The following is a 19,844-nucleotide window of genomic DNA, read 5'->3' as shown; positions in this document are numbered from 1 at the left end:
CCGGACACCACCGCCAGACTGCTCGGGCCGGTGCCCGCCGCCTACCACGCGGGCGTGGAGGACATCTTGCTCACCGCCCTCGCCCTCGCCACGGCCCAGGTCGGCGGCCCGCGGGTGGTCGACCTGGAACGACACGGTCGCGAGGAGGACGCCGTCCCTGGCGCCGACCTGCACCGCACCGTCGGCTGGTTCACCAGCACCCACCCGGTCCGCATCGACGTGCACCCGGGGGCGTCGGCCGGGGACGCCATCAAGCGGATCAAGGAACAGGTGCGCGCGGTACCGGGCGACGGCCTCGGATTCGGGTTGTTGCGAGACCAGTTGTCCGCGACCAACCCCGACATCCTGTTCAACTACCTCGGCCGGTTCGACGCGGGCACCCCCGGCCCCTGGTCCGGGGCGCCGGAGGCCGGGGCGCTTGGCGGCGACGCCAACCCCGAGCTGTCGGTCGGCCACGCCCTCGACATCAACGCCGTCACCGCCGACGGCCGCCTCACCGCGACCTTCTCCTGGCCCGCCGCCCTGTTCACCCAGACCAAGATCGACGACCTCGCCGCCGCCTGGGTGTCCGCGCTCGACGCGCTCGACCGGCACGTGGCCACCGGCGGGGGCGGCTTCACCCCGTCGGACTTCCCGCTCGCCGACCTCGATCAGTCCGACGTGGACGAATTGGCGCGTAGGCACCCCGACCTCGTCGACGTCTGGCGGCCGACCGCGCTGCAACAGGGAATCGCTTTCCTGTCCCGCTTCGACGACACCGCCACCGACGTCTACACCGTCCAGTTCCAGTGTGAACTCACCGGGCCGCTGGACACCGTGCGCCTCCGAGCTGCCGCGTCTGCTCTGCTCGATCGGCACGAGGTCCTTCGCGCGTCTGTCGACCACCCCGTCCTCGTCGTGTCCGCCCACGCCGAACTCGCCTGGCGGGAAACCGACGGCGACTGGGACCAGTTGGTCGCGGCCGACCGGCGGACCCGGTTCGACATCGCTTCGGCGCCACTGATCAGGTTCCTCGTCGGTCGGGTCGGACCGGGCCGGCACCGGTTGCTGATCACGTTCCACCACCTGCTGCTCGACGGCTGGTCGACACCGCTGCTGGTGCGCGAACTGTTCGAGCTGTACGCGGGCAACACTCTCCCCGCCGTCCGGTCATACCGGGACTTCCTCCACTGGTTGTCTGCAAAGGACAATGGGATTCCTGTGTGGACGCAGTCACTTGCCGGTGTCGAGCCCACTCTCGTCGCTCCCGCGGGCGCTGCTCGTTCCGGCGCGCTGCCCCGGCGGGTCGACTTGGCGCTGCCCGAGTCGCTGTCCACTGTGGCGCGACAGCACGGCGTCACGGTGAACACCCTGGTCCAAACCGCGTGGGGCTTGACCCTGGCCCGCGGTCTCGGTCGCACCGACGTGGTGTTCGGCGCGACGGTGTCCGGGCGACCGGCGGACCTGCCCGGCGTGGAGTCGATGATCGGCTTGTTCATCAACACGATCCCGGTTCGCGTCCGGCTCGACCCGGCGGAGACCACCGGAGCCCTGCTGACCCGGGTCCAGGCTGAACAGGCCGCCGTACTCGACCACCAGCACATCGGCATCGCCGACCTGCACCGCGCCCTCGGTGTCGGCGAATTGTTCGACACGCTGACCGTGTTCGAGAGTTTCCCGGTCGACACGGACGCCCTCGACCGCGCCGAGTTCGCCGCCGGGTTCCGGGTGAGCGGGGTCAGCGGCGCCGACGCCACCAACTACCCGATCACCCTCACCGTCAACGCCGGTTCCGCCTGGCTGGACGTGCGCGACGACCTTGTCTCCGCCGAACTCGTGACCGCGTGGGCCAACCGGTTCGTCCGCGCGCTGCGGTCGTTCGCGGAGAACACCGTGGTCGGTGACCTCCTGTCGGACGCCGAGCGGGAGTTTCTGCGCGTGGCCGGGTGTGGGCCGATTGTGGACGTGGCGGACACGTCCGTGCTCGACGTGCTCGCCCGTCAGGACCCCGCCGCGCGCGCCGTCGTCGGCCCCGACGCGACCCTGACCTACGGCGAGTTGGCCGCCCGATCCGACCAGGTCGCCGGGCTGCTGGTCGCGAACGGTGTCCGCGCGGGTGACGTTGTCGCGCTGGCGTTGCCGTCGTCGGCCGGGTTGGTCGCCGCGATGATCGGCGTGTGGAAGGCGGGCGCGGCGTACCTCGTGCTCGACCCCGAGTACCCGGCCGATCGGCTGCGGTACATGGTCGAGCAGGCCAATCCCCGGTTGACCTTGACCATCGCCGCGGTCGCCATGCCGGGTGCCATCGAGATCGACGACGTTTCCGGATACTCATTCACGGGTGGTCCGGTTTCCGGCGCGGCCTACGTCATCTTCACCTCTGGTTCAACCGGGCGACCCAAGGGCGTTGTTGTCGAGCATTCCGGGTTGGTGAACCTGTTGGCGTCGCACCAGGCTTCGGTGCTGCGACCGGGCGCGGCGCTGCAATCGGCGTCGTTCTCGTTCGACGCCTCCCTGGACCCGTTGTTGTGGATGATTGCCGGCCATGAAACCCACATCGTCGCCGATCCGCGCGGACTCGTGGACTACGTGCGGAACAACAACATCGCCTATGTCGACGCCGCACCTTCACTTTTGAGCCAATTGGTGTCCGACGGCCTCCTCGAAACGGACGTTTCCGTTGTCGGCACCGGTGGCGAGGCCATTGGCCCCGAGTTGTGGCGCACTCTCGCGGACAGTTCGGTCGAGGCGTTCAACTTCTACGGACCCACGGAGTCCACAGTGGACGCCGTGGTGGCGCCGATCGCCGGACGAGATGTGGTCATCGGCCGCCCAGTGGCGAACTCCGTGGTCCACGTGCTGGATCAGGCACTCGGGCTGGTCCCGCCTGGTGTCGTCGGTGAGCTGTATGTGGGCGGCCCAGGACTCGCGCGCGGCTACCTCGGTCAGCCCGGACTCACCGCCGCGAGATTCGTGGCCAACCCATTCGGCGATGGTCGTCTGTACCGCACGGGCGACCTGGTGCGTTGGAACAGTGCGGGTTCCCTGGAATTCCTCGGCCGCGCCGACGACCAGGTCAAGGTCCGCGGTTATCGGGTCGAACTCGGTGAGGTGGAGTCGGTTCTCGCTGAGCACCCGGAGGTGCGGGCCGCCGTCGCCGTCGTTCGTGACGGTCGATTGGTGGCTTATGTCATCGGCGCCACCGATCTCCGCACCCACGCCGCCGCCCTGCTCCCGGACCACATGATCCCGTCAGCATTCGTAGCCGTCGACGAATTCCCGTTGCAGCCCAACGGAAAAATCGACCGGTCCGCGCTACCGGATCCGGACTTCGCCGCCCTGGTGTCCAACCGAGCAGCCACCACCCCGGCCGAGGCCACCCTCGTCGACATCTTCGCCGCCGTCCTCGGCCTGCCCACAATCGGCATCGACGACGACTTCTTCGCCCTCGGCGGCGACAGCATCGTCTCGATCCAGTTGGTCAGCCGCGCCCGCGCCGAAGGCCTCAAGTTCTCCCCCCGCGACGTGTTCGAGCAGCGCACCGTCGCCGCCCTGGCCCTGATCGCCGAGCCCGACCAGCCCGCCGGCACCGACAACGGCGTCGGCTTGGTCCCACTGACCCCGATCATGCGCGACCTGCTCGACCAAGGCGGCCCGATCACCCGATTCGCGCAGACGCAGGTGATCCCCGCCCCACCTGGCCTCACCCTGCCCACCCTCACCACGGCCGTCCAAGCGCTCCTGGACACCCACGACATCCTCCGCGCCCGCCTCACCCCAGCCGGCCTCGAAGTCCCACAAACCGCCACCGCGTCCGTCCACCACCACCCCGGCCCCCTCGACGTCGACTCCGTCCTGGACCACCTCGCCCCCCACACCGGCCCCATGTTCCACGTCGCCTGGTTCCCCGACGCCTCCCTTCCCGACGCCTCGCCTCCGGACAGTTCACCCGCTGCCCCTTCGCTTTCCGACGCGTCGCTTTCTAGTGCATCGTCTTCTCCTGCTTCGTTTGCCGGCGCTTCATTTCCTGACGCTTCGTCTCCGGATACTTCGTCCGCTGGCGCCTCGTCTCCGGGCGCCTCGCTTCCCGACACCTCGTCTCCCGGCGCTCCGCCCGCTGCCGCGTCGTCGTCCGGCGCTTGGTTCCCAGCCGCTTCGTCTCCCGATGCCCGGACCCCCGGCGCTTGGTTCCCGGACGCCTCGTCCTCCGGCGCTCCGCCTGCTGCCGCGTCGTCTTCCGGCGTCTCGTTCCCGGACGCCTCGTCTCTCGACGCCCCTCCCCCCGGTGCCTGGTCTCCGGCCGCTTCGTCCTTCGGTGCTCCGCCTGCTGGCGTGTCGTCTTCCGGCGTCTGGTTCCCGGATGCTTCGTCTCTCGACGCTCGGCCCCCCGGTGTCTGGTCTCCGGCCGCTTCGTCTTCCGATGCCTTGTCCCTTGATGCCTCGCCTCCCAATGCCTCGTTCCCCGACACCTCAAGCCTCGCGTCCGCCAACCCCCAGGTCACCCCCACCCTGTCAGCGAGTTATCCACAACCCCCGCAGTCGTCCACAGCTCCGGTCGGCTTCTTTGCCCGGTCGGGTGGTGCCGGTAGACTGGACCAGGGACGCCCCCCGGGACTGGGTGGGGGCTGGGCTGGGGTTCTTGTGGTGGTGGCGCACCATTTTGTGGTTGATGGGGTGTCCTGGCGGGTGTTGGTGCCGGATCTGGAGGCGGCGCTGCGGGGGGATGGGCTGCGGCCGGTGGGGACGTCGTTTCGGCGGTGGGCGAGTGGGCTGGTGGAGGCTGCCGAGAACCGCGTCGGGGAGCTGGGGCATTGGACCGCGGTGGTGTCGGCGGACGAGGCCGTGTTGGGGGATCGGCTGCTTGAGTCCGGTGACACCGTGGCCGATCTGCGTCGGGTGACCACGGTCGTTGACGCCGATGTCGCCGAGCCGCTGTTGCGTGCGGTTCCGGAGTTGTTCCACGCTGAGGTCGATGACGTGTTGCTGACTGGGTTCGCGCTCGGTGTTGCTCGGTGGTCCGCGCGGTATCGCAACGTGGCGCGCACCAGCATCACCGTTGACTTGGAGTCGCACGGTCGCGATGAGGATGCTGTGCCGGGGGCCGATTTGCACCGCACGGTTGGTTGGTTCACCAGCGTGCACCCGGTTCGGCTCGACGTCGCGGGTATCGACATCGCTGACGCGGTGGCGGGGGGACCGGCGGCGGGCAAGGCGCTCAAGCAGGTCAAGGAGGGTTTGCGGGCCACGCCGGGTACTGGGATCGGGTTCGGGCTGCTCCGGCACCTCAACCCGGGCACGGGGCCCGCGCTCGCCGGTCGCCGTCAAGTCCTGTTCAACTACCTCGGTCGCATCGCCGGTGGCGGGATCGGTGGTGGTGCCAACGCGGATCTGCCTGCCGAGTATCCGTTGCAAGTGGACATTGCTGCGGTTGGCGCGGAACTGCGGATCGCCTGGACGTATCTCGACGGTGTCTTCACCGAACGCGATGTCCGTGACCTCGCCACCTGCGTCGGCGGTGCCCTGCGCGCCATCGCCGAGCACGCCGCCGAAGAGGGGGCGGGTGGCCTGACCCCGTCCGACCTGCTGGTTACCGGGTTCGGGCAGGACCGGATCGACAGTTTCGAAGCGAAGTGGAGGACCCGGTGACGCGGGCGGGGTTGCAGGACATCTGGCCGTTGTCGCCGCTGCAGGAAGGATTGCTGTTCCTCGCGGGCTACGACGAGTCCGAAGTAGACATTTACACCGTCCAAACGGTACTGGACATCGACGGGCCGCTGGACGCCGAGTTGATGCGCGAGTCGGCGACCGCGTTGCTGCGCAGGCACGCCAACCTGCGGGTCTGCTTCGCCGCCGAGGAAGCCGTGCAGTTGGTGCCCGCCCGGGTCGCCGTGCCGTGGACCGAGATCGACACCACCGAGGCCGAGTGGCCCGCGATCGTCGAGCGGGACCGGGCCACCCGGTTCGATCTCGCCGAACCGCCGCTGATCCGGTTCCTGCTCGCCAGGGTGGGCCCGAATCGTCACCGATTGTTGGTCACCAACCACCACATCATCCTGGACGGCTGGTCGACGCCGCTGCTGCTCGGCGAGCTGTTCGAGATCTACGGCGCGCGCGGCGACACCGGCGGTCTGCGCCGGGTCCGGCCGTTCCGCGACTACCTCGTCTGGCTGTCCCGGCAAGACCGTGAACTGGGGGAGAAGGTCTGGGCGGACGCGCTCGACGGCGTCACCGAACCCACTCTCGTCGGCCCTGCCGGTGCCGCCCACTCCGGTTCGCTGACCCGGCGCGTTCCGGTCGAGGTGACCCCCGAGCTGGCGCGGCGGCTCGGTGACCTGGCCCGGAGCCTGCGCGTCACCGTCAACACCCTGCTGCAGACCGCGTGGGGGCTGGTGATCGCCCGCAGGCTCGGCCGGTCCGATGTCGTGTTCGGCGCGACGGTGTCCGGCAGGCCCGCTGACCTGCCCGGCGTCGACTCGATGATCGGGTTGTTCATCAACACGGTGCCGGTCCGGGTCCGGATCGAACCGGCGGACACGGTGTGCGCACTGGTCGGTCGGGTGCAGGCGGAACAGACCCGGGTGATGGACCACCAGTACGTCGGGCTGTCCCGCGTCCAGCGGCGCACCGGCCTGCCCGAGCTGTTCGACACGATCACCGTGTTCGAGAGCTACCCGGTCGACACGGACGCGCTCGGCCGGGCGGAAACCGCGGCTGGGTTGCGAGTTGTTGGCGTTCAGGGGGTGGATGACACCAACTACCCGCTGACCCTGACGGCCGAGGCGTCCGACGGGCTCACGGTGTGGATCGACCACCGCCCCGACGTGATCGACTCCGCCGAGTGGTTCGCCGATCGACTCGTGGCCGCGCTGACGGCTTTCGTCGACGATTCGGCGCGACCCATTCGATCGATCGATTTGCTGTCCACTGTGGATCGTGCATTCCTCGCTCGGGTTTCTGCGGGTTCTGCCGTGCCCGTTGGGGATTTGCTGGATATCGCAGCGTTTGACGGGATGGCTGTTGTCGATTCGGCTGGATCGCTGACCTTCGCCGAACTCGACGCGCGGTCGTCCGAGTTGGCAGGTTGGCTGCAGGCGCAAGGCGTGGTGCGCGAGTCGGTCGTCGCGTCGATGCTGCCTCGGTCGGTTGATGCCGTGGTCGGGTTGTTGGCTGTGTGGAAGGCGGGCGCTATCCACCTACCGATTGATCCCGCCTACCCCGAGTCGCGCATCCGGCTGATGCTCGATGACGCGCGGCCGGTTCTGGTGCTGTCGGCCGTCGAAGACCACATGTCGAGCCCGTTCACCCCGGTCGCGGTGGATGGCGCGGCGTACATGATCTTCACGTCGGGCTCGACCGGTCGACCCAAGGGTGTTGTTGTCGAGCATTCCGGCTTGGTGAACCTGCTGGCTTCCCACCGGTCGTCAGTGATGCGCCCAGGTCCCGTGTTGCACGCGGCGTCGTTCTCGTTCGACGCGTCGATGGACCCGTTGCTGTGGATGCTGTCCGGTCACACATTGCACATCGCCGATCTCGATCTGATGCGCGATGCGGAAGCGCTCGTGAAATACGTGCGCGCCAACAACATCGCGTATGTGGATGCCGCTCCGACACTGTTGACCCAGCTTGTCGAGGTGGGCCTGCTCGACACCGGGATCTCTGTTGTCGGTACCGGCGGCGAGGCCGTCAGCCCCACTTTGTGGCGAACTCTGGCCGACAGTTCGGTGGCGGCGTTCAACTTCTACGGACCCACTGAGTCTACTGTGGATGCTTTGTTCGCCCCCATTGTCGGCCCGAATGTGGTTGTCGGTCGGCCCATCGCCAATTCCTCCGCCCACGTGTTGGACTCGACGCTGGCCATGGTTGGCCCCGGGGTTGCGGGGGAGCTGTATGTCGGCGGTCCTGGTGTGGCACGCGGGTATTGGGGTCAGCCGGGGCTGACGTCGTCCCGGTTCGTCGCGAATCCCTTCGGCCCCGGCCGGTTGTACCGCACCGGCGACCTCGCTCGCTGGAACAGCGCGGGCTCCTTGGAATTCCTCGGCCGCGCCGATGACCAGGTGAAGATCCGCGGTTTCCGCGTCGAACTCGGCGAGATCGAATCCGTGCTGGCCGAGATCGCCCCCCACGCCGCCGTCACCGTCCACGATGGACTCCTCATCGGCTACGTCGTCGGCACCACCGCCGCCGATGCCCGCGCCCACGCCGCTTCGCTGCTCCCCGACCACATGGTCCCCGCCGCCATCGTCGTCCTCGACTCGCTTCCCCAACTCCCCAACGGCAAGATCGACCGCCGCGCCCTGCCCGCCCCCGCCGTCTCCGCCATTTCCGTGGGCCGCCGCCCCAGCACCCCTGTCGAGGCCACCCTCGTCGACCTCTTCGCCGCCGTTCTCGGTGTCCCCGTTGCGGTTGACGACGACTTCTTCGCCCTCGGCGGCGACAGCATCGTCTCCATCCAACTGGTCAGCCGCGCCCGCGCCGCAGGTCTGCGTTTCACCCCCCGCGACGTCTTCGAACAACGCACCGTCGCCGCCCTCGCGGCCCGCACCACCACCGACACCGCGCCGACCGTCGTCGACACTCCCGACACCGGCCTCGTCCCCTTCACCCCCATCATGCGCGACCTCCTGGCCACCGGCGGTCCCATCAACCGCTTCGCCCAGGTGCAGGTCATCCCCGCCCCCGCCGACCTCACCGAGCCCCGCCTGGTCCAAGCCGTCCAACGCCTCCTCGACACCCACGACATCCTTCGCGCCCGCCTCACCCCCGACGGCCTCACCATCGCCGACGCCGTCGATGCCGCTTCTCTGGTCACCACCATCGATGTCCCCAGTGCCCTCGACGACTTCGCCCCGGACGTGGCACCTGCGGGCCTCAGACCCGCCACCGTTGACGCCTCTCGCGCCGGAGCCCCACCCACCCCACAAGCCGCCCCGGAGGACCCCGACCTCACCACCACGGTCGTCAACCGCCTGCTGGACTCCCTGGACCCCCACACCGGCTCCGTCTTCGCCGTCGCCTGGATCCCCGCCGGCCCGGATCGCACCCTGTCGACGAGTTATCCACATCCTTCGCAGTCGTCCACAGCTCCGGTCGGCTTCTTTGCCCGGTCGGGTGGTGCCGGTAGACTGGACCAGGGACGCCCCCCGGGACTGGGTGGGGGCTGGGCTGGGGTTCTTGTGGTGGTGGCGCACCATTTTGTGGTTGATGGGGTGTCCTGGCGGGTCCTGGTGCCCGATTTGGAAGCCGGGCTGCGGGGGGACGAGTTGCAGCCGGTGGGGACGTCGTTTCGGCGGTGGGCGCAGGGGTTGGTGGCGGCCGCGCAGGAGACGGCGGAGCTGGGGTATTGGGAGGGGGTGTTGGCGGGGGATGATCCGCTGCTCGGCGCTCGGGCGTTGACGGCCGGGGACACGGTGGCGTCGGCGGGGCGGGCGCGGGTTGAGGTGCCGGTGGGGGAGTTGTTGACGGGGGTTCCGGCGCGGTTCCGGGCCGAGGTTGACGACGTGTTGTTGGCCGGGTTGACGGTGGCGCTTGCGCGGTGGAGTCCACGGGTGGGTGTGCTCATTGCTCGAGAGGGGCATGGGCGGGATGAGGAGTTGGTGCCGGGGGCGGATCTGCACCGGACGGTGGGGTGGTTCACCAGCCTGTACCCGGTTCGGTTGACGCCTGCGGGTGGCGCGGTGGCGACGTTGAAGCGGGTCAAGGAGGAGTTGCGGGCGACGCCGCGGCGGGGGAGTGGGTTTGGGTTGCTCCGCCACCTGAACGAAGGCACGGCGCCGTTGTTGACGCGGAAGCCGCAGGTGTTGGTGAACTACCTGGGGCGGTTCGCGGAGGGCGGTAGCGGCGGGATCGCGGGTGGTGCGGATGGGGACATGCCGCTGGACCACGCGTTGCAGGTGGACATCATGGCGGTGGGTGCCAGGGTGGTGTTCGACTGGACGTGGGCGGACGGGGTGTTCACCGACGCGGACATCAAGGCGATCAGCGATCACTGGGTTGCCGCGCTCGCCGAGCTGAGCGCGGCGGACGGGGGGCGGACGCCGTCGGACTTCCCGTTGGTCGATCTCGACCAGGGCGAGGTCGACGCGCTCGTGGCGACCGGTGCGGCGGACATCTGGCCATTGAGTCCGTTGCAGGAAGGACTGGTCTATCTATCCAATTTGGACAGCAGCGATCAGGATGTCTACACGGTACAGACGATTTTCGAGCTGGAGGGGGAAGTTGACCCGGTCAGGCTGCGACGGGCGGCGGACGAGTTGTTGGCCAGGCATGCCAATCTCCGGGTAGGTTTCCGCGCTCGGCCCAACGGTGAACTCGTCCAGGTTGTGGCGGACGCGGTGCGGGCACCGTGGCGGGTGGGCGGTGATGCCGACCGCGATCTCGACACCCGGTTCGACCTCGGCACCGCGCCGCTGATCCGGTTCCTGTTCGATCCCGAGGGGCGGCTGGTCATTACGAATCACCACGTCCTGCTCGACGGGTGGTCGACCCCACTGCTCGGGCAGGAACTCTTCCAGCTCTACGGCGAAGTCGACCTCCCCAAGCCGAAACCATTCACCGACTACCTGTGCTGGCTGTCCACACAGGATAAGAATGCGGCGCGGGAAGCGTGGGACAGGGCGCTCCGGGGTCTTGCGGAACCGACGCTCGTCGCGGGACCCGGTATCGCCACGACGGCGGTGCGGCCAGAGCGGGTCGAAGTCGGGAATCGGGATCTGGCCGATGTGGTTCGGGCGCTCGGAATCACCCTGAACACGGCGGTCCAGCTCGCCTGGGGGCTCGTGCTGGCCCGGCGGCTCGGGCGGGAAGACGTGGTGTTCGGCGCGACGGTGTCCGGGCGGCCCGCCGACCTGCCCGGAGTCGAGTTGATGATCGGGCTGTTCATCAACACCGTACCCGTTCGCGTTCGGCTCGACCGGGGCGAAAGCCTTGCCGAGGCGGCCCGCAGGGTGCAGGCCGAGCAGTCCGCGCTCATCGAGCACCAGCACCTCAGCCTCGCCGAAACCCGTCGTGGCAGCGGGTTCACCGAACTGTTCGACACACTGACCGTGTTCGAGAGCTACCCGGTCGACACCGAGGCCTTGGGCGCCGCCGAGGCCGCGGCGGGCCTGCGCGTCACCGGCGTGTCCGGCACCGACGCCACCGACTACCCGGTGACGCTCACCGCCGAGGTCGGTCGCACGCTGGAGCTCTCCTTGGAGTACCGGCCGGACGTCGTCGACCGGGCCACCGCGACCACCCTCGCCGCTGACCTGCTGCGGGTCCTCGACGCACTCGCCGCCGACCCGAGCCGCCGGGTCCGCGATGTCACGCTCGCCGAGTCGATCATCCACAGGGGACTAGAAGTCGACGTTCCCGATTCGGTTCTAGAGGTGTTCGCGCACCAGGTTGCCGCGACCCCCACAACTACAGCGGTGGTTGACGAGCGCGGGTCATTGACGTTCGCCCAGCTCGACGACCTCGCTGCAGGCGTCGCCGGGTATTTGACCGATGGGGGAGTGGGGTCCGGCGACATCGTCGGGCTCGCCATGAAGTCCTCGGTGGACTTGGTGGCGGCGATCATCGGCGCGTGGAAGGTGGGTGCGGCGTATCTCGTTGTGGACCCGGCGTATCCGGAAGACCGCATCGCTCACATGGTCGCCGATGCCCAGCCGAAACTCGTTCTCGACACCATCGGCACGTCTGATTCACGCTGCCCCAAACCACTTCTCAGCGCGGCCTATGTCCTCTACACCTCGGGTTCTACCGGCAAGCCCAAAGGTGTCGTTGTCGAGCACCGGGGCCTGGCCAATCTGCTTGCTTCACACCGTGCCTCGGTCATGCCCGGCGAACGCCTGCGCGTCCTCAACACGGCGTCCTTCTCGTTCGACGCGTCCATCGAGGGTCTGCTGTGGATGATCGCGGGCCACGAGCTGCACCTCGTCCGCTCAGACGCCACCGACCTGGTCGCCTACGTCCGCGAGAACAAGATCGGCTACTTGGATGCCGCCCCGGCCCTCCTCGCGCAGCTCGTCGACGAAGGTCTGTTGGACACCGGGATCGCGTTGATCGGCACTGGCGGCGAGGCCATTGGACCGGCCCTGTGGGACCGCCTGACGGGGATCGCCGCGTTCAACTTCTACGGCCCCACGGAGACCACAGTGGACGCGGTGTTCGCTCGAATCGACGGCGCCAAGCCCGTCATCGGCGGGCCGGTGGCGAACACCGAGGCGCACGTGCTCAACCGCACCCTGGGCAACACCCCGGTCGGCGTCCCGGGTGAGCTGTACCTCGGCGGCCCCGGCGTCGCGCGCGGCTACCTCAACCGGCCCGGCCTGACCGCGTCGCGCTTCATCCCGAACTTCATCACCGGGACTGGCCGCCTTTACCGCACCGGCGACCTGGTCCGCTGGACTGCCGAGGGCCAAGTGGAATTCCTCGGCCGGGTCGACGAGCAGATCAAGGTCCGCGGCTTCCGCATCGAGCCCGGCGAGGTCGAATCCGCCCTGACCGACGATGACACGGTTTCCCAAGCCACCGTGATCGCCCGCGACAGTCAGCTCGTGGCTTACGTCATCTCCACGCCGGGCTTCGAAGCCGACCCGGTTTCTCTGCGTGTCAGGCTCGGGAAGACCCTCCCCGAGCACATGGTTCCCGCCGCGATTGTTGTGCTGGAAGAGTTTCCGACGTTGCCGACCGGAAAAGTCGACCGAAAAGCCCTCCCGGCGCCCGATTTCAGCGCTACGGCAGGCTCCGGCCGGGCGCGAACCCCGGCCGAGGAGATCGTCGCGGCACTGTTCGCCGAAGTGCTTGACCTGCCCGAGGTCGGACCCGACGACGACTTCTTCGCCATCGGCGGCCACTCCCTGCTGGCGACCCGCCTGGTGTCCCGCGTTCGCGCCACCCTCGGCGCTGAGTTGGCGATCCGCGACGTCTTCACCGCCCGCACTGTCGCCGGAATCGCCGCGTTGGCGAATTCGACCGGCGACGCCCGCCCGGCACTGGTGATTGCCGAGCGGCCGGATCGGCTGCCGTTGTCGTTCGCGCAGCAGCGGCTCTGGTTCCTGTTCCGCATGGAAGGCCCCAGCTCGACCAACAACATCCCCTTTGTCGCCCACCTCACCGGCCATGTCGATCCCGAGGCTCTACACGCTGCGCTCAACGATGTTGTCGCTCGCCACGAAAGCCTCCGCACGGTCTTCCCGGAACACGACGGTGTCCCATACCAGGACGTTCTGACTGATGTGGAGGTCCCGTTCCAGGTTGTCGAGGGAAATGGTGTCCAGGAGGCGACCGAATACGCATTCGACCTCTCGGGGGAGATCCCGGTTCGCGCCTGGCTGTTCCGCGAGTCGGCGGACATCTCGGTGATCGTTCTGCTGGTGCACCACATCGCGGCCGACGAGTGGTCCACCGCGCCGCTGCTCGGCGACCTGGGAATCGCCTACGCTGCGCGTAAAATCGGCGCTAGTTCTCAATGGACAAACCTGCCGGTTCAGTACGGTGACTACACCCTGTGGCAGCGTGACCTGCTTGGTTCCGAGGACGACCCGGACAGCCTCGTCGGCCGCCAGGTCGCCTACTGGCGCGACACCCTCGCCGGCGTCCCCGACGAGATCGCCCTGCCCCTCGACCGCCCGCGTCCCGCCGTGGCGTCCTACCGGGGCGACGATGTCCGCTTCGCGCTGGAACCGGCGGTCGCCGCCGCGCTCAAGGACCTCGCCCGCCGCGAGGGCGTCACCGCGTTCATGATCGCCCAAGCCGCCGTCGCCGCCCTGCTGACTCGGCTCGGCGCGGGCACCGACATCCCGCTCGGCACCCCGATCGCGGGCCGCACCGACGAGAACCTGGACCGCCTGGTCGGCTTCTTCGTCAACACCCTCGTCCTGCGTACCGATGTCTCCGGCGACCCGACGTTCAGTGAATTGTTGCGCCGGGTTCGGGAAGCCGACCTCGCCGCATACGCGCATCAGGACGTGCCGTTCGAGCGCTTGGTGGAGATCTTGAACCCGGCCCGCTCGATGGCCAGGCACCCGTTGTTCCACGTCATGGTCACCCACACCGGCCTCGACGACAGCGACCTCGGCATCCCCGGCACCGATACCGCCGCACAGGACCTGCCCACTACTACGGCCAAGTTCGACCTGTCCTTCGGCTTCACTGACACACCAACCGGCATGGTCGGCTCCATCGAGTACGCCACCGATCTGTTCGACGAGGTAACCGTCGCAGACATCGCTACCCGGCTCGTGCGCCTTCTTACCGCCGTCAGCACCGACCCCGGTCAACTCGTCAGACGCGTCAACCTGCTGTCCGCCGACGAACGCGTCCAGGTCGTCCACTCTTGGAACGACACCGTCGAGCCCGAGATCACCCGTACCCTGCCCGAGTTGCTGGCAACGACGTTCAGCACCTACCCGCAGGAGACAGCGCTGGTTTCCGGGTCCACCCGGTTGTCCTACCGCGAACTGGACGTCCTGGTGGGCCAGTTGGCCACGGAGCTGCGTGCACGCGGAGTGGACTCGGAGCGCGTGGTGGCGATCGGGCTGCCGCGCGGCGCCGAGATGGTCATCGCGTTGCTGGCGATCCTTCGCGCGGGTGGCGCCTTCGTGCCGCTCGACCCGACGTGGCCCACCGCGCGCCGTGAGACCGTGCTGCGCGATTCCGGTGCCATGTTGACCGTGACCGGCCCAGGCGGCGTGCCGGAGTCAGAGCTAACGGTGTCGGTAGACCTGACGCGCTGGGGCTATGGCGGTCACCCCGTCGCCGAGGCCGCGCCGACGCACGGGACCCAACTCGCGTATGTCATGTTCACCTCTGGCTCCACCGGTACGCCTAAGGGCGCGATGATCCGGCATGAGGCCATCTGCGCGCGGTTGGTCTGGCAGAGCGGGCTGCTCGGCTTCGGCAAGGGCGACGCGTCCCTGTTCAAGGCCCCTCTCTCGTTCGACATCTCCGTCAACGAGATCCTGCTGCCGCTGGTCACCGGTGGGCGCGTCGTCATCGCGGAACCCGGCGGCGAACGCGACCCGCGTTACCTGCTCGACCTCATCGACGGTGAAGGCGTCACCTTCGTCTACCTGCCTTCCTCGATGCTGGACGCGCTGTTGGAGCTGTCGGCGGGTACCGCCTCGTTGCAGGGTCTTAAGCACGTGTGGTGCGGCGGCGAGGTCCTGACCCCGGAGCTGTTCGACAGGTTCCGCCAGGCTCTTAACACCACGATGTATCACGGCTACGGCCCTGCCGAGACCACCATCGGCGTCTCCCACATCGTCTACCGCGAGGGCGCCGATCGAATCGCCACCTCCATCGGTGGCCCCAACCCCAACACACAGCTCTATGTGCTCGATGAAGCCCTTAATCCTGTCCCGCCGGGTGTCGCGGGCGAGCTGTACGTCGGTGGTTACCTCCTCGGCCGTGGCTACGTGAACCGCCCCGACCTGACCGCGTCCCGTTTCGTCGCCAACCCCCTAGGCGCACCCGGTACCCGCCTCTATCGCACGGGTGACCTCGTCCGATGGGCGGGCGACGGCACGCTGGACTTCGTCGGACGGGCCGACAACCAGGTCAAGATCCGCGGTATGCGCCTGGAGCTCGAAGAGGTCGAAGCGGCTCTGCTCAGCCACCCTGGCGTCCGCTCCGCCGTTGTCACCGTCCCCGCTGGTAGCGCCTACCTGGCCGCTTACGTCGTCGCGGACGGCAATCTGTCCGACCTACCAGCCTGGGCGCGAACCACCCTGCCCGACTACATGGTCCCGTCCGCATTCGTGGAGTTGGACACGCTGCCGACTACCCCCAACGGCAAGGTCGACCGCAAGGCCCTACCGGACCCGGTCATGGATACGGGGGAGAAGCGCGTGCCCCGCAACCCGCGTGAAGAACTCGTCGCGGGCATCTTCGCCGACCTCCTCAGCCGCGACACGGTCGGCCTCGATGACAACTTCTTCGCCCTCGGCGGACACTCCCTGCTCGCGACCAAGCTCGTCAGCCGCATCCGCTCGGTCTTGGGAACCGCGCCCACCATCCGAGATGTCTTCGAGGCCCCCACGGTCGCCGGACTCGTGTCCCGCCTGCCCGCCGCCGGTGTTGCCCGGCCCGCTCTAAACCGTGCCGAGCGGCCCGAGCGGCTGCCGTTGTCGTTCGCGCAGCAGCGGCTCTGGTTCCTGTTCCGCATGGAAGGCCCCAGCTCGACCTACAACATCCCCCTTACCGCGCGGCTCACCGGTGATGTCGACCCGGACGCCCTCAAGGCCGCGCTCAACGACGTCATCGCCCGACACGAGAGCCTGCGCACGGTCTTCCCCGACCACGACGGCGTGCCATACCAGCGCGTGCGGTCCGACGTCGAGGTCCCGTTCGAGGTCGTTGAGGGTAACGGTGTCCAGGAAGCCACCGAGTACGCCTTCGACCTGTCCCGGGAGATCCCGGTTCGGGCGTGGCTGTTCCGCGAGTCGGCGGACATCTCGGTGATCGTTCTGCTGGTGCACCACATCGCCGCCGACGAGTGGTCCACCGCGCCGCTCCTCGGTGACCTCGGCACCGCTTACGCCGCCCGCCGCGCCGGAGCCGCACCGCAATGGGCCCCACTGCCGGTCCACTACGCCGACTACACGCTCTGGCAGCGTCAACTGCTCGGCTCCGAAGACAGCGCTAACAGTCTCGTGTCGACACAGGTCTCGTACTGGCGCGCGGCCCTCGACGGGATGCCGGAGGAGTTGGCGCTACCGACCGACCGGCCACGACCTCCTGTCGCGTCCTACCGTGGCGGTGAAGTCCGGTTCAACCTCAGCAGTGAGGCACTACGCGGTCTGCGCGCCGCCGCCCGTGCCAGCGGCGCGACCCTGTTCATGGCCACCCAGGCCGCCGTTGCCGCCCTGCTCTCCCGGCTCGGCGCGGGCACCGACATCCCGCTCGGTTCCCCCATCGCGGGCCGCACCGACGAAGCCTTGGACGACCTGGTCGGCTTCTTCCTGAACACCCTCGTCCTGCGCACCGACGTCTCCGGCGATCCGACGTTCAGCGAATTGTTGCGCCGGGTCAGGGAGACCGACCTGGCCGCCTACGCGCATCAGGACGTGCCGTTCGAGCGCCTGGTGGAGATCTTGAACCCGGCCCGCTCGATGGCCAGGCACCCGCTGTTCCAAACCATGGTCATCTTCCACGACGCCGACGACCGCGACCTCGGTCTCCCCGGCGTCGCGACCACCGAGCAGGCCGCCGAGGTGACCACCGCCCGGTTCGACCTGACCTTCACCTTCACCGAGCTGCCCGACGGCATCACCGGCACCGTCGAGTACGCCGACGACCTCTTCGACCGCGCCACCGCGACCGGCTTCGCCACCCGCCTCGTCCGCCTGGTCGAAGCCCTCACCCCGGACACCCGCGTGAGCGCGATCGATCTGTTGTCCGCCGACGAACGCCACGCCACGCTTGCCTTCCCAGTCGACCAACCGGTCACCACTACCATCCACCAACAATTTGCCGCACAGGCCACTCGCACGCCCGACGCCATCGCCGTCGAAGCCGCCGACGGCACCCTCAGCTACGCCGAACTCGCGAGCCGCGTCGAAGCGCTCGCCGGTGACCTGGTCCGTCGCGGCGCCGCCCCCGAGCGGATCGTCGCGCTGGCCCTGCCCCGGTCGGTGGACATGGTCGTCGCCATGCTCGCCGTGCTGCGTTCCGGCGCCGCCTACCTCCCGCTCGACCCGGACTACCCGACCGACCGCCTCGCGTACATGATCGCCGACGCCGAGCCCGCCATCCTGATCACCACGGCGGCACTCCGCGCCGCGCTGCCGCCGGTCCGGGACACCATCGCCCTCGCGGATGACCTGCAGGGCAACGCACCCGAGCTGGTGTCCGATATGGACAGCCCGGCCTACGTGATCTACACCTCCGGCTCGACCGGCCGCCCCAAGGGCGTCGTCATCCCGCACGGCGCCGTGGCGAACTTCGCCGAGGCCATGGCCGCGCTGATCGGGTTCGGGCCGGGCGACCGCCTGCTCGCCGTGACCACCCTGTCGTTCGACATCGCCGTGCTCGAACTCCTGGTCCCGCTCACCCGGGGCGTCACCGTCCGCATCGCCACCCGCGACGAAGTCCTCGACCCCCGCCTGCTCGCCTGCCTGGTCACCGACTACGTCCAGGCGACCCCGTCGTTGTGGCAGGCCGTCATCGACACCGGCGCGACCCTGCGCGACACGACCGTCCTGGTCGGCGGCGAGGCCCTGCCCGCCGTGCTCGCCGGATCGCTGGCCACCCGCGCCCGCCGCGTCGTCAACCTCTACGGCCCCACCGAGACCACGGTCTGGTCCACCGCCGCCGAGATCACCGACCAGGTGACAATCGGCCACCCAATCCGGGCCACCCAGGTGTATGTCCTCGACGACCACCTCAACCTGGTCCCCGACGGCGTCGCGGGCGAGCTCTACATCGCGGGCGCCGGTGTCGTGCGCGGCTACCACAACCGTCCCGACCTGACCGCGTCCCGTTTCATCGCCAACCCCTACGGCCCCGGTCGCCTGTACCGCACCGGAGACCTCGTCCGCCGAACCGCACACGGCCTGGAATACCTCAGCCGAGTCGACGACCAGGTCAAGGTCCGCGGTTTCCGCATCGAGCTGGGCGAGATCGAGTCCGTGCTGTCCGATGTGGATGGTGTGACCCGCGCTGTCGTCGTCGCCCGCGATTCCCGCCTGGTCGGCTACGTCACGCCTCCGATCGACCCGGCCGTGCTCCGCGCCCACGCCGTCGCCCGACTCCCCGAATACATGGTCCCGTCCGCCTTCGTCGGCCTTGACGCATTCCCCTTGACCAACAACGGAAAAGTCAACCGCCGAGCCCTTCCGGCCCCCGACTTCGCGTCGATGTCCGCGCGCCGCGACCCATCGACCGACCGCGAACGCTTGCTGTGCGACCTGTTCGCGGAAACCCTCGGCTTGGACACCATCGGCGCCGACGACGATTTCTTCGCCCTCGGCGGCCATTCACTCCTGCTGGTCCGCCTCAGCTCCGCCATCGAGTCCCACACCGGCGTCACAGTCCCCATCACCGCCTTGTTCACCGCCCCCACTCCCGCCGCACTCGCCGCTCACCTGGACGGCCCAATGGGATCCGAGGAATCCGCTGCCCTCGCCCCCATCGTCGAACTACGCCCCGGTACGGGAACCCCGGTCTTCTTCATCCACCCCGCCAGTGGTCTGGCCTGGCAGTTCGCCCCGCTCAAGGCCCACCTGCCCGCCCAGATCCCCCTCTACGGCCTGCAATCCCCGCTGCTCAGCGACCCCTCGCGGGCTTTCCCCACCCTCGACGCTTTGGCCGACCATTATTGCGCCGAGATCACCCGCATCCAACCAACCGGCCCTTATCGCCTCGTCGGCTGGTCTTTCGGCGGCAACGTCGCCCACCTCATCGCCTGCGCTCTCCACTCCCGCGGCCACGAGGTGTCCCTGCTCGCCCTCCTCGATTCCCGCCACTTCGACCCGACAATCGACGAGGTCCCCACCGACCGCGCCACCGCCATCACCGGCCTACTGTCCGATTTGGACTATCCGACCCCGGAGGACTCCACCCTCGACACGGCCGTCACCCTCATCCACTCCCGGGGCGACATCATGTCCCAGTTCACCCCCACCACCATCGCCGCCATCGTCGAGAGCTACCTGACCAGCCAACAACTCCTCGCCACCGCCACCTACCCCCACTTCCCCGGCCCCGTCATCCTCGTTGACGCCAAAATCCCCGAGCCCGGCTTCACCCACACCCCCGCCGCCAACGACTGGCGCGCCCACGCCACCACCATCTACACCCACGACTTCCCGTGCAGACACGCCCAAATCCTGTCCCCGCACATGCTTCCGACCCTGGGCGCCCTGCTCAGTCAACTCCTCTGA

At 68.7% G+C, this 19,844-nt stretch carries 2 protein-coding genes (1 of these 2 running past the window's edge); both read left to right on the top strand.

Going from position 1 to position 19,844, the window contains the following annotated elements; genetic code table 11:
* Positions 1-5,625, top strand: partial view of a non-ribosomal peptide synthetase gene (locus H504_RS37915; protein WP_051386445.1) — the 3' portion only. The gene continues 3,648 nt to the left of window position 1, outside the view; only the last 5,625 of its 9,273 coding nucleotides appear in the window; its start codon lies off the left edge, out of view; it ends in the stop codon at positions 5,623-5,625.
* Positions 5,622-19,844 carry a non-ribosomal peptide synthetase gene (locus H504_RS0131055; RefSeq protein WP_026425984.1) on the top strand — a complete coding sequence of 4,741 codons (14,223 nt, stop codon included), beginning with the start codon at positions 5,622-5,624 and terminating at the stop codon, positions 19,842-19,844. The genes H504_RS37915 and H504_RS0131055 overlap by 4 nt, the downstream gene beginning before the upstream one ends.

It is taken from the genome of Actinokineospora inagensis DSM 44258 (assembly GCF_000482865.1).
Taxonomy (GTDB): Bacteria; Actinomycetota; Actinomycetes; order Mycobacteriales; family Pseudonocardiaceae; genus Actinokineospora; species Actinokineospora inagensis.
This window is presented reverse-complemented; position numbering and strand designations above follow the sequence as displayed.